This is a genomic window from Paenibacillus sp. NPDC058174, from assembly GCF_042883865.1.
In the GTDB taxonomy this organism is placed as follows: domain Bacteria; phylum Bacillota; class Bacilli; order Paenibacillales; family Paenibacillaceae; genus Pristimantibacillus.
On sequence record NZ_JBHVUY010000001.1, the window covers coordinates 77,211 to 90,603 of the forward strand.

The window sequence follows — 13,393 nt, forward strand, 5'->3', positions numbered from 1 at the left end:
GGGTTGGTTTTTGTTCGATAGGTGAAGGGCTGGCTGAATTAAGTTTACTACGGACGGAGTAAGCGAATGATTCTGGAGAAGCGTTAGCGTTCGCCTTTGTATACGGATTCTAACCTTTAGGAAATTAATTGAAGAATCTGTATACAACAGCGATCCTAATTTCGCTTACGCAGTCTGCTAGTGAACATGAACGAATTTGTTTGATCTGATTTACGGGTGAACCTGACCTTCGTCTGCCGGAAATAGTTGTTTAACCGATGCCCGAGCCGTACTAGATTCATACCATATTGGAGTGGCAGGCATTAACGGCCAAAACCAACTATGAACAACGACGGAGGGAACCATGAGCAAGGTCGCCTTCATTACTGGAATTACAGGGCAGGATGGCATGTATTTGGCCGAACTGCTGCTTAAGAAAGGGTATATCGTGCACGGACTGCGGCGCCGCAGCTCGCTTTCCAACACCGGGCGCATCGATCGCATTGTAGAGGAAGCGAACCGTACGGAGCGGCGTTTGACGCTGCATCACGGCGATTTGACCGATTCAACGAATCTCGTTCGATTGATTCAAGCGATTCAGCCCGATGAAATTTACAATCTCGCGGCGATGAGCCATGTTCATGTCAGCTTTGATACGCCTGAGTATACGGCTAATGCTGACGGGATCGGCACGCTTCGTCTGCTGGAAGCCGTACGGATACTCGGTCTGTCGGGCAAAACACGGATTTATCAGGCTTCGACCTCTGAGCTTTACGGACTTGTGCAAGCTGTACCGCAGAGTGAGTCAACGCCATTCTATCCGCGCAGCCCGTATGCAGTAGCGAAGCTTTATGGCTATTGGATTACGGTCAATTACCGCGAGGCATATGGCATCTATGCATGCAACGGCATATTGTTCAACCATGAAAGCCCGGTACGCGGCGAAACGTTCGTAACTCGCAAAATTACGCGAGCTGTCGCGCGCATCGCGACTGGCTTGCAGCAGACGCTTGGCCTCGGCAACCTGTCGGCCAAGCGGGATTGGGGCCATGCGCGTGATTATGTTGACGCGATGTGGCGCATTTTGCAGCAGGACGTACCTGAGGATTATGTCATAGCAACCGGCCAAACGACGGAAGTGCGGCACTTTGTCCAGCTTGCTTTTGCGGAAGCAGGCATTGAAATCGCATTTGAGGGCGAAGGTGCGGAGGAATACGGCTATGTTGTGACAAGCAATCGTCCAGAGGTGGCAGCCGGACAAAAAGTAGTACAGGTCGATCCCCGGTTTTACCGGCCTTCCGAGGTGGATTTGCTGCTGGGCGATCCATCCAAAGCGGCTGAGAAGCTGGGCTGGGCGCCGCAGACGGATTTGAAGGGCCTTGTGCAGGAAATGGTCGCAAATGATTTAGAGGAAGCGCGTCGGGTCGTCGAGCTTCGCAAGCTGGGCTACAGCGTCAGTCTGGATATTGAATAAGTTGTAGTAACTACCCATTAAAACCCTGACAGTTCTGCTGTCAGGGTTTTGTTGCATGAGATGTGCATATACGTTGGGAGATACATAGCGACGGGTGGAGTGGGGCTAAAGAAAAACCTTCTTGCTCCATGACAGATTTATGACGTGATATTACTATCATTAAAGGTGCTTATAGACGTAACCTTATCAATTGCATGAATGTTGTACACTAAGGTTAGTGTGTAGAGTTTATGCGTTGCTTCTATAAAATTAGCAATCAAGGAGAGTGTTGCATGAACGATTTTATTCGTATTAAAGGAGCAAGGGAAAACAATCTGAAAAATATTTCGCTGGATATTCCGAAGCATCAGCTGGTAGTTGTGACTGGACCCTCTGGATCGGGCAAGTCAACGCTTGCGATGGACATTTTACAACGGGAATGCCAGCGGCAGTATATGGAGTCTAGCGGCTTGTCCTCCGAATCCATTGCGAAGCCCAAAGTCGATTCGATTATCGGGCTGTCTCCTTCGATTGCTGTCGGCCAGCATGTGACGAACCGCAATCCGCGGTCGACGGTAGGGACAGTGACCGACATGTATACGTATTTGAGGCTCGTGTTTCATAAAAAAGGAGAGCGCAGATGCGTAGAATGCAACGAGGCTATTCTGCCTGCATCGATCGAAGAATCAGAGACGGTAGATTGTCCGGCTTGCGGTCACGAGAACAAGCGGCTGACGAAGTCGGATTTTTCCTTTAATACCCCCAATGGTGCTTGCCCGACCTGCAGCGGTTTGGGGACAGTCGTGGAGATTGACGTCGACACAGTATTTGATAAGGAGAAAGGTATCAAGGATGGTGGTGTCAGGTTCTGGAACGGCATGCTAAGCGAGTACCAGACGGCAATTCTTGAGGCGGCCGGAAAACATTATGGCATTGCGATGAACGGTGATCAGCCATTGCATTCATACAGCGAAGCACAATGGGACTTGCTGCTGTACGGAGCAGAGAGCGAAGCATTCGCAAGCCGGTTCCCGGACATCGCTCCCCCTAAGACGGTAACGAAGGGCAAATTCGAAGGCGTGCTGAACGGGATGTGGCGGCGCTATAAGGAAAAGGAAGGTCAGTCGGGGGAAGCCGATTATTTTACAGCTCAATGCTGTGAAGCTTGCGGCGGAGAACGATTGAAGGAAGAAAGCCGCCTTACGACAGTGGAAGGCAGCAGTCTGCCTCAGCTCTCCAAAATGTCGCTTGATGAGCTCTGCGAGTGGCTTGGCCGTGTTCAGTCCAAATATGAGCAGGAGGGAGACAGCCTGCTGGAAACGGTTTTGCATGACTTGCTCATTAAAGTGAGAAGAGTTGTAGATGTCGGTCTTGGTTATTTGTCGCTGGATCGCAACGCAATTACGTTGTCTGGAGGCGAAGCGCAGCGGTTGAGACTTGCATCTATACTTGGATCTGGTTTGACCGGAGTATTGTATTTGCTGGATGAGCCGACGTCGGGCCTGCATCCGAAAGATACGGACGGACTGGTGCATGTAATGAAGCAGCTGCGTGATCTCGGCAATACTGTACTCGTGATTGAGCATGATGATCTTGTCATCGAACAGGCTGATCATGTCATTGACGTTGGACCTGGCGCGGGCCGCTTCGGCGGCAAAATCGTCGGCCAAGGGAAGGTCGCAGAGCTGATGAATCAGCCGGACTCTGTAACTGGTCGTTACTTGAATGAGAATATGAAGCTCATCTCCAAAAAGCGCCGCGGCAGCGGTGAGCACATTACGATCTATGATGCAGAGCTGCACAATTTGCAAAAGGTTACGGCATCTTTTCCGCTTGGGTGCTTGATCGCGGTATCAGGTGTATCCGGTTCGGGAAAATCGACCTTAGTTTTTGAACTGCTTGCGAACGCGGACAAAAGCAAGACTGCGGTACCGGGCTGCCGCAAAATAACCGGTCTGGACGGTATCGACAACATCATTCGCGTCGACCAGTCGCCGCTGTCCCGCATGCAGCGCTCCAGCGTTTCTACCTATATCGATCTATATACACTGCTGCGAAAAATTTACGCCTCTCTGCCACAAGCGAAGGAGAGGGGCTTGAAGGAAAACAGCTTTTCCTTTAATACACCTGGCGGCCGGTGCGACCGCTGCGAAGGTTTGGGTCAGGTCGTAGTGGATATGCATTTCCTCTCCCATTTGCAGATCGAGTGCCCGGATTGCCGCGGCAAGCGGTTCAAGCCGGAGGTGCTGGAGGTTCAATATGAAGGCTATTCGATTTCAGATATATTGGGGCTTAGCGTAGAAGAAAGCGTACCGCTGTTCGCCAAGCAAAAAAAGATGGCGGCATTGCTGGAGCTGCTATGCGAGGTTGGCTTGGGTTACCTGCAGTGGGGTCAGTCTGTGACCACCTTGTCCGGCGGAGAAGGCCAGCGGTTGAAGCTGGCACGGGAACTGAGCAAGCCGGCTTCTGGACATACGCTCTATTTGCTGGATGAACCGTCCACCGGCCTGCATCCAGTTGATGTCCAAAAGCTGCATGTGCTGCTCAATAAATTGGTGGACGCAGGCAATACGGTTATTATGGTGGAGCATAATACCGATCTGATTTCGTCTTCGGACTGGGTGCTCGACATGGGACCCGGCGGCGGAACAGCAGGCGGGGAGCTGATTGCCAGCGGACCACCAGAGGCAGTCGCTCAAGCGCCTGGATCATTCACCGGCCAGTTTTTAAAGGTGTAGCTGCTTCGTTCGATTGGGAGGGTACGGCTGGATTGGTTGGTTGATAGAATTTCATAGGCTGAGGAGTAAATAGCGAATCCACTTCGTTATTCGTTAATGTCCGAATATAACGAACCTGCTTCGCAAAATAGCGAACCCGCTTGGCTATTCGTTATCATCTACCTATAACGAACCGGCTTCGCAATTCGTTATCGTCTACCTATAACGAACCTGTTTCGCAAAAGAACGAAGTAAAGTTCGCTGTACGAGCGCCAAAAGTTGCTGGCCAACGCTACAGCGAAGAGAATTTCGCTACTGGAGAACCTAGCTTCTTCAAAAGCGAAGTTCTCTTCGCTAAAGCTGAAAGACAGCCGAATTTTCGCCTATTTGGGGTAAAATTAGCGAACCTCCCTTCGCAAAATAGCGAACCCGATTCGCTATTCGATAACGTCCGAATATAACGAACCCGCTTCGCAAAAGAACGAAGCAAAGTTCGCTGTACGAGTGCCAAAAGTTGCTTGCCAACGCTACAGCGAAGAGAATTTCGCTACTAGAGAACCTAGCTTCTTCAAAAGCGAAGTTCTCTTCGCTAAAGCAGAAAGACAGCAGAATTCCGCCTATCTGGGGCGAAATTAGCGAACCTCTCTTCGCCAAATAGCGAACTCACTTCGCTATTCGATAACGTCTACCTATAACGAACCTGCTTCGCAAAACAACGAAGTAAAGTTCGCTGTACGAGTGCCGAAAAGTTGCTTGCCAACGCTACAGCGAAGAGAATTTCGCTACTGGAGACCCTAGCTTCTTCAAAAGCGAAGTTCTCTTCGCTAATGCTGGAGTGCGGCTGCATTCCGCCTATTTGGAGCAAAATTTACGAACCTTCCTTCGCAAAATAGCGAATTCGCTTCGCTATTCGTTAACATTCACCTATAACGAACCTGCTTCGCAAAAGAACGAAGCAAAGTTCCCTGTACGAGCGCTAAAAGATGGCTACCACGCTACAGCGAAGAGAAATTCGCTACTGGAGAACCTAGCTTCTTCGAAAGCGAAGTTCTCTTCGCTAAAGCTGAGAGACAGCAGAATTCCGCCTATCTGGTGCAGAATTAGCGAACCTCCCTTCGCAAAATAGCGAACCCGCTTCGCTATTCGTTAACATGCACCTATAACGAACCGGCTTCGCAAAAGAACGAAGCAAAGTTCGCTGTACGAGCGTCAAAAGATGCAGGCCAACGCTACAGCGAACCAAATTTCGCTAATGGGGAACTTAGCTTCTGCAAAAGCGAAGTTCTCTTCGCTAAAGCAGAAAGACAGCAGAATTCCGCCTATCTGGTGCAGAATTAGCGAACCTCCCTTCGCAAAATAGCGAATCCGCTTCGTTATTCGTTAATGTCTACCTATAACGAACCTACTTCGCAAAAGAACGAAGCATAATTCGCTGAACGAGTGCCGAAAAGATGCTGGCCAACGCTACAGCGAAGAGAATTTCGCTACTGGGGAACTTAGCTTCTTCAAAAGCGAAGTTCTCTTCGCTAAAGCAGAAAGACAGCAGAATTCTGCCTATCCGGAGCAAAATTAGCGAACCTCCCTTCGCAAAATAGCGAAACGGCTTCGTTACTAGTTATTTCTAGCAGATTTTTTTGGGGAAAAGGAACCAATAATATTAGTAAGAACCGTAGCGCCCGGTGATACCAGGGCATAGTTTACTAGCGGTTTACGGCAGTAATAGGGAGAGCGGAGCGATACGAGTTCAGTCAGACTTTTCGCCGATTCAATCCATTTTACCATCGGGCCAGCGATGGGAGAAATGGAATCAAGAACGGCTGAATGAACCGTAACGCGCAGCGACCCCGTGCAGTGTACTTTAGGGTTTACGACGGTAATAGGGAGAGCGGAGCGTAACGAGTTCAGTCAGACTTTTCGCCGATTCAATCCATTTACCATCGAGTCAGTGATGGGAGAAATGGAATCAAGAACGGCTGAATGAACCGTAACGCGCAGCGATCCCGTGCAGTGTACTTTAGGGTTTACGGCGGTAATAGGGAGAGCGGGAGCGTAACGAGTTCAGTCAGACTTTTTGTCGATTCAATCCATTTACCATCGAGTCAGCGATGGGAGAAATGGAATCAAGAAAGGCTGAATGAACCGTAACGCGCAGCGACCCCGGCCCCTAGCCTAATCCCGCTGCACAAAATAAGGCTGCCTCCCAAAAAGGAAGGCAGCCTTTCTCCTATCAACAGCTGCTACCCATGCAGCAGTCGATACTTAATCCGGTCGGTTATATACTGTATATCCGACTCGCTAAGCCCGCCGTAGGTCGGAACATTCAGCCCCTGGGCAGCGATCCGGTTAGCAACCGGAAACTGGTCAAGCGGCTGAAGATCTTTGTACGGCGGGAGCACATGCATCGGATAGAAGAACGGCCGTGTCTCGATGCCGTCCTCTTTCAGCAGCGCCATGAACTGGTTCCGCCGCTCTTCGTCGGCGCCGTCCAGCACGATGCTGTACATCCAGTACACGTTTTTGGCCCAAGGCTTCTGGACCGGCAGCGTAATGCCGTTTGTGCCTTGGAGGTGAGCATCATACAGCGAAGCGACGCGAATGCGCTCGCCGACATGCCAATCGATATTTTCCAGCTGCGCGCAGCCGACGGCAGCTTGCATATTCGTCATCCGGTAGTTATAGCCCATGACGGGAAACCAGTATTTGCGCACCGGGTCGATGCCTTGACCTCTCAGCGTCCGCATCGTACTGGCAAGCTTTTCGTCGTCGGTCGTAATCATGCCGCCTTCGCCGGTCGTAATGATCTTGTTGCCGAACAGGCTGAACGTGGCACAGCCGCTTAATGAGCCGGTCCGGCGGCCGTTAAATTCCGCTCCAAGCGCTTCGGCGGCGTCTTCGATCACGAACAGGCCATGCTTCTGGGCCAGCGCGTGAACGGCATCCATATCGACCGGGTGGCCGTATAAGTGGACGGGAATAATCCCCTTCGTCTTAGGTGTAATAAGCGATTCCGCATGCTCGATGCTAAGGTTCCATGTATCCGGCTCGCAATCGGCGAACACCGGCTTCGCGCCGCAATAGACGACAGCATTGGCGGTGGCGATAAAGGTCAAAGTCGGCACAATTACCTCATCGCCAGGACCCACCCCATGCGCGAGCAGGGCCAGATGAAGTGCAGTCGTTCCGTTGCTGCAGGAAATGGCGTAGCGGGCGCCGCAATAAGCGGCGAAGGCTTCCTCGAAAGCCGTAATATATTTTCCCGTCGATGAAATCCACGAGGAATCAATACAGTCCATCACATATTTTTTTTCATTTCCGTTTAAAACGGGAACGGCAACCGGATAAAATTTGCCTTCCATTCATTAAGTCTCCCTCCGTGATACGTTCGGTTCTATAGAAGCTTGAATGCGCTTGACGACAGCGGGCACACCGACAGCAAGCGCATGATCAGGGATGTGCCGGATAACGACGGCCCCCGCTCCAATCATGCACCCTGCCCCGATCCGCATCCCGTCAATGACCTTGGCGCCGGTCCCGAGGAAGCTTAAATCGCCCACGGAAACGTTGCCGGATAGGGTACAGCCGGGAGCGATGTGGCAGGCTTCACCAATTGCCCCGTCATGGTCTATGGTAGCCCCGGTATTAATAATGGAATAAGAGCCGACGATCGTATCCGGCTGAATAATACTGCCGGGCATAACCGCCACGCCGCTGCCAAGGGTGACATTTGAAGCAAGATAAGCGCGCGGACTGATCGCATTGATTAGTTCGTAGCCAAGCGATTCGGCATAGCGGGCCAGATGCTGCCTGCGCTCATTGTTTCCAATGGCTATAAAGGCATGACGGACGCCTTGAGCGTAAAGCAAGGGGAGCTGCTCGTCGCCTCCGAGTACGGCAAGACCTAGAAGCTTGTTGTCCGCATGCTGTCCCAGACAGCCGATTAGCTCCACATGAGTATCGGCCCGCAATATATCGATAATGACCTTGGCGTGCCCTCCGGCGCCGACGATGACGGTCTTGTTCGGCAGAGCGTGATTGCGCATCGCATTCGACTCCTTCTCATCTAATAGGATGGCAAGAGAAGAGCAGTTACTCTAATTTATTCATTTCCGTTGAAATGGTCTCAAAAAGGGATAGACAGCCGTCTATTTTCACAAATATGGTTGCAAACCCCGGCCCGCTCGGGCGAATGCCGTTGCTCTTTCCGGCCGTGACAATACTCTAACTAGAAGAAGACGGATTGGAGGCTGAGTATGAAACGCAAAGGTAATCGCAAAAGAGGTTCAATCAAGCGCGGTTCGCAAAGCCGAAAAAAACGCCGCAAGCATGCAAGGCCGGGAAGATTGCTGCGAAAATCAGGCAAAGGAAGGCGAAAAGGGCGCCGCGGCCGAAAGGGCCGTAAAGGATACCGTCGCCGTCTGGCAAGAACAAGAACGAGAAAAAGAGCGGTGAATACCGGCTTTGACGCTGTTCGGCTGAGAGCCAGTAATGAGAGCTTCAAAAAGCAGCTCCCTGTGGGCGGTCGCATTATAGATTGGTTCCGCGAGATGTTCAAGCTGGATCACGATGAATTTCTATGGGAGCTCTACCGTCAGATTCTTCAGAGAGAACCCGATGCTGCAGGCTTTCAGGATCATAAACAGCGGCTGGAGAACGGAACGGCAAAAGTGTGGATCGCGGCATCGATCATTCAGAGCCAGGAAGCGGAAGACGTGTTTGGCAGAGGACCTTCCGGCGAGGCGAACACAGCCGCTCATGTTTTCCAGCACTTATTTCCGGCTGCAGACCTGGATTTTATCCATGCCGCTCATGCTCATATCATGCAGCGTGAACCAGAAGCTGAACGGGTTGCCAGCTATGCTGCCACCTTGCGTCAAGGGCTGCAGCGGAGGATATGGATTACGCAGCTGCTGCTTTCCGATGAGGCACAACGCTTGCTAACCTCCGCAGATCCCCCTGCACCAGCAGCACCCCGATCGTCCGGAAAATACCGGAACATCGGCATTTTTCTATGCTTTGGATCGCAAATTTCAATGGACGGCGAGGGAATCGGCCGATTCATTGCCCGGCTATCGGAAGGGCTGCTTGCCCTGGATAAAGGATACACGCTGCATGTCGCGACGACAGAGGCGAATTTCAAGGAGACGAACGCTGTTTTCCATGCCCTGCTCGATCGTTTTAAAGGCCGCGTCCTTATCCATCATTCGGACAGCATGGATATGATTAACCGCAACGTTCCCGCCGATGTCTGGATCGTGCCTTATATCGGGATGGCGTTGGCGCAATATTTGCAGAAGCCGATCATCGTGTGTCTGCATGATCTCGTTTATTTGCATTTTCCAGAGCTGTATGCAGGCAATCAGGCTCATTATCAATACGTGCATGCCATTGCGCAAAAGATAACGGCGAGAGCGGCCGCAGTCGTATTCGATTCAGAGTTTACGAGGCGTCATGAAGGTCATAAGTTTCTATCGCTGCCTGAGCACCAGACGACTGTCATCCGGTTCGCAGCGCCCCGCGAGGAATATTCAGCCTTTGGTGTTGTCAGTGAAGATACGATCCGCAGTAAATATAAGTTGTACGGTCCCTATATTGTGTTCCCGTCTGTCATCCGGCTTCATAAAAATCATGAGCGGCTGATCGACGCTTTTCACCGGTTCCGATTGACTGAGGCTGGCGCAGCATCGGGTCTTAAACTCGTATTCACGGATGACTTGGCGAATCGTCCGAGACAGCAGGAAATAACTGCGGCGCTAAATGTGATAGGGGACCCAGGCATCCGGACTTCCATTCAATTTCTTGGCCGTATCCCGTCTGGAGAACTGCCGTCTCTCTACAAATATGCGAGCGGCACAGTCGTTCCGACGTTATTCGAGGGCAGCTGTCCATTCCCGATATTGGAGTCCTTGCTCATGGATACTCCTGTCGCCTACGGGCGGCTGGAAGTTGTCGAAGAAGTCATTTCCGATTCCAGCAGCTTCGCAACATTCAATCCTCGTGACCAGCTGGAGATGGCAGATGCAATTGCAAGATTGTGGCTTCAAGGCAAATCGGTCGTACCGGAGCAGAAAGCTGCGCTTGGCAGCATCCTGCACCGGAACTGGATCGATGTGGCGCGCGACTATTCGGTAATCGTTGATAATATAGCTGCGTCAACGCCTTCTTAATAGATACGTCTGGCATAGTAGCGGTAATACGTTTCACGAAGCACAGCAACATATTTGGCTGCGATATCATCCCAGGTTTCGGTTGGATCATGAATCCCTTGCAGCGCAGAGGTTTTGTACTGCTCATAGTTTTTCATTAGCTCATCCAACGCCGTTACGATGGAATTCGGGCTATGCGGGTCGAACCATGCGATCTTGGCGCTATGCCGGGCCAGGTGCTCCCGCATAACCGGAATATCCGAGCAAAGCACAGGCGTTCCGAGCCGGAGCGCTTCTTCAACCGGATAACTGCCGCCGCCCTCTGAAAGGCTGGGCATAATGAGCGCTTTTGCATTTTTAATGAGCGCGGGAATATCCTGATCCGACACGAATCCAAGCGGATACACATCCGAATCGACCTGCAGCTGATACGTATTCATAATGGAGGACAATGTCGGCAGCCAGCTGAATTCACTGGCGAAGTTCGGAAAGGGAAGCCGCAATTGCTCCGTCAAATAACCGGTCAATACAAGCGGATGCTGCTTGCGATACTTATATTGGGCAAGCGCCAGCAGCAGATTACTATGGTTTTTATGCGGCGAAGTGTTGGACGGGTAAATGATATATTCCCGGGGCAAAACGCTGGATAGAGCAGGCGAGAGCTGGGTTGAATGCGAGCTGGCAATTGGCGTAATGGCATGCGGAATGACAAATGCGGTAGTATTGCGGCTGCCGAAATGGGCAATGAGCCGGTTTTTCATATGCTGGGAAGATACAGCGACGGAGGTTACATTGTCGAGCCATTTCTGGGACAAGCTCCAATGGAATTCAAGCTGTTTGCCATCCGTGAACGGCGGTACAAAATCAAAGAAGGTCGTGTCATGGAACGTACAGAGCGTAGGCCGGTCTATCGGCACATATTGATGGGTATGCGGCCAGAAATAATAGATCACATCGACATTGGCCAGCAGAAAGGAAGCTGCGGGATGATCGATGGTTGTATCATGGACGACGACGTCTACATTTTGAACCCGGTTTAGCTCATTCATATTCCGCGAAAGTGACTGCGATCCGACAACGAGCCGGATATGCTCAACACCGGGCTGTCTGGCCATTGCTTTCGTCAAGTTATGCAGCAGCCGCATGCCTCCTCCGATAGAGAAGTTGACCGACCAAATGAGTATTCTCAAAATGTTTATCCTCCTGTAGAAGAAAGGCTGAGCTTATACGCCCGCTAGTCTCATAATCCGCTTAAGCTTCGTAATATTGACGATAATATTGTCCATGCCAGGCACCGGTTTATCTGGACGCTCGATCGGGCAAATCATTTCGTAATAATGAACCCCTGCATGGCCGGCCAGCTTCCAAAAATAGTTGTCCGTGACGTTGCTCGGAGACAATTCGATATAGTTCGTACCAGGCTCACAAAAGGCGATATTGATGCTGCCGCTGCCAAAAGGCGCAATGACGGTGCGGGCGCTGGAGAAGATTGCAATCTTCTCGGCGGTCGACAAGGGCGATAGCACGATTTTGCGAAAACCAAACGACTCCAGCATGCCGATCACCTCGGCTTCGTTCGCCACATGGCGCATGACTGCGTCTTCCCGGGAAATATAGATCCGGTCAAAGCCCCGCCGCCGCGGAATCTGCTGGTTATGCTTCAACCGCTCTACGATGTAGCGGGAAGCCCATGGCGGACATTTGCCGATGACGACAGGAACAGCTGGCGCAAGGAGCACATCGGCAACCAAATGGAAGTCGAGCTCTTCCACCTCAATCAATTTGTCCATTGGAATGCCCAGCATCCGGAGCGATTCATATTGGAACGGATAATGCAGCTTGCCGATTACGTAATGGTCGATTGGGATGCCGCTCTCTTCTAATAGATGGAAGCGGGGTAAAATATCAAAAAACCAATGGCCGAAAATGTTATGCGTTCTCGTCGTATAGTGAGGCAGGTTCCAGCCCCATACGAGCGTGGCAACGGTCTTCTTCATATGAATTGGAGGCGGCAGCTCCGTTAAGGTCATGGGCGGGCAGTCGTATTCCAGATCACGCAGCCTTTTGTTATCAGGGGTGACAACATAGCAATTGCTCGTTGCGAGACGCCCGTTCGGAATGACAGCGACAAATGCGTCGTCGCAGCTGCAAACCGGCAGCCAGCGGTGTCCGTCATAGCCCTTGATATCCGGCAGGCTGCGGGTTTCAGCAGGATAGATAATCCGGTAATAAAGGGGAACCTGTTCAAGCGGCAGCTGCAGCGACTGAATCCATTCGCTCGTCTTCTCGTAGAACGACGTCGGAATTTTGTACATGTGAATCAGCTCCTAAATTTCTCGTAATAGGCCGCGAGCCGATCCTGCTGGTGAAGCAGCGGTTGGAAAGAAGCGGGGCATCCTTTCGGGAACAAAACGCCTAGTCCGTTCGAGTGATTAAACTGGAGTCTCGGATAATCGCGAAGCTGCTCCCAGAGCTTATATACGCCGAAATCGCCGGACCGAACCGCGATGTCATGAAACAGGATGATGCTGTTGTCCGCCATTTTTGGCAGCCAGGTCGAAAGGTCGTGCAGCACAGCATCATAGGTATGATAACCGTCAATATGAAGCAGATCGATGGAGCCTAAGGCGAAGCGGGGCAAAGCTTGTTGAAACGTGCCGCGAAGCGTAGCTCCAATACCGGGAAATTGCTCCGTTGTAAAGGAATGAACCGCTTCATAGATAACATCGCTGTAATGGCTGTAAGAGCCGGTATGGGGATCACCCTCCCACGTATCCACAGCAAAGCAGCGTGTCGGCAAGGAGCCGTCCTTTACCGCCTGGCAAAAACTGAAAAAGGAGGTTCCGTATAGCGTTCCTAGTTCAACCAGCACACGCGGCTGGGCGAACCGTACCAGATCGTAGGCAAAACGGCGATGTCCGGACCATGCGCCTTCTTTCATAAATTCCACAGGCAGCCGTGGGGAACTGTCCGCGGCGAAATGCGGCTCATAATACTTCCATTCCATAGTTAAACCTCCAATAGCGAGAGTCAAAGAGCACAGTTACCGTATCCTATGTTTGAACCTACTGATAGGATAGGGCGATTGAGCCGAGGCAATT

8 protein-coding genes are annotated in these 13,393 nt (G+C 51.4%); 3 read left to right on the plus strand and 5 right to left on the minus strand.

Features of this window, described 5'->3' with window-relative positions:
• Positions 1–343: 343 nt before the first annotated feature.
• The gene (gmd, locus tag ACFVVF_RS00280; RefSeq protein ID WP_387804338.1) at positions 344–1,453 is read left to right on the plus strand and encodes a GDP-mannose 4,6-dehydratase; all 1,110 of its coding nucleotides are present in this window, start codon (positions 344–346) and stop codon (positions 1,451–1,453) included.
• A 272-nt stretch (positions 1,454–1,725) separates the two neighbouring features.
• Entirely contained in the window at positions 1,726–4,170 is a 2,445-nt protein-coding gene (gene uvrA / locus ACFVVF_RS00285; protein ID WP_387804340.1) for an excinuclease ABC subunit UvrA, read from the plus strand.
• Between the two features lie 2,216 nt (positions 4,171–6,386).
• Here uvrA and ACFVVF_RS00290 read toward each other — a convergent pair.
• Positions 6,387–7,505: a DegT/DnrJ/EryC1/StrS family aminotransferase gene (locus tag ACFVVF_RS00290; protein ID WP_387804341.1), complete on the minus strand. Its 1,119-nt coding sequence runs from the start codon at positions 7,503–7,505 to the stop codon at positions 6,387–6,389.
• Positions 7,506–7,508: 3 nt separating this feature from the next.
• Positions 7,509–8,189, minus strand: coding sequence for an acetyltransferase (locus ACFVVF_RS00295; protein WP_387804342.1), 681 nt, complete (start codon positions 8,187–8,189; stop codon positions 7,509–7,511).
• Between the two features lie 210 nt (positions 8,190–8,399).
• Between ACFVVF_RS00295 and ACFVVF_RS00300 the strand changes: the two genes are divergently transcribed.
• Positions 8,400–10,313, plus strand: a complete 1,914-nt coding sequence (locus ACFVVF_RS00300) for a DUF4214 domain-containing protein (protein ID WP_387804343.1) — start codon at positions 8,400–8,402, stop codon at positions 10,311–10,313.
• Here the strand turns inward: ACFVVF_RS00300 and ACFVVF_RS00305 are convergent.
• The 3 genes from ACFVVF_RS00305 to ACFVVF_RS00315 are packed head-to-tail and all read right to left on the minus strand — an operon-like array spanning position 10,310 to position 13,299.
• On the minus strand, positions 10,310–11,482 hold the full coding sequence (locus ACFVVF_RS00305; RefSeq protein WP_387804345.1) for a glycosyltransferase family 4 protein: 1,173 nt from the start codon (positions 11,480–11,482) through the stop codon (positions 10,310–10,312). The genes ACFVVF_RS00300 and ACFVVF_RS00305 overlap by 4 nt on opposite strands.
• Before the next feature lie 33 nt (positions 11,483–11,515).
• Positions 11,516–12,607: a glycosyltransferase family 61 protein gene (locus tag ACFVVF_RS00310; protein ID WP_387804347.1), complete on the minus strand. Its 1,092-nt coding sequence runs from the start codon at positions 12,605–12,607 to the stop codon at positions 11,516–11,518.
• A gap of 5 nt (positions 12,608–12,612) precedes the next feature.
• Positions 12,613–13,299, minus strand: coding sequence for a class I SAM-dependent methyltransferase (locus ACFVVF_RS00315; protein ID WP_387804349.1), 687 nt, complete (start codon positions 13,297–13,299; stop codon positions 12,613–12,615).
• Positions 13,300–13,393: the final 94 nt, after the last annotated feature.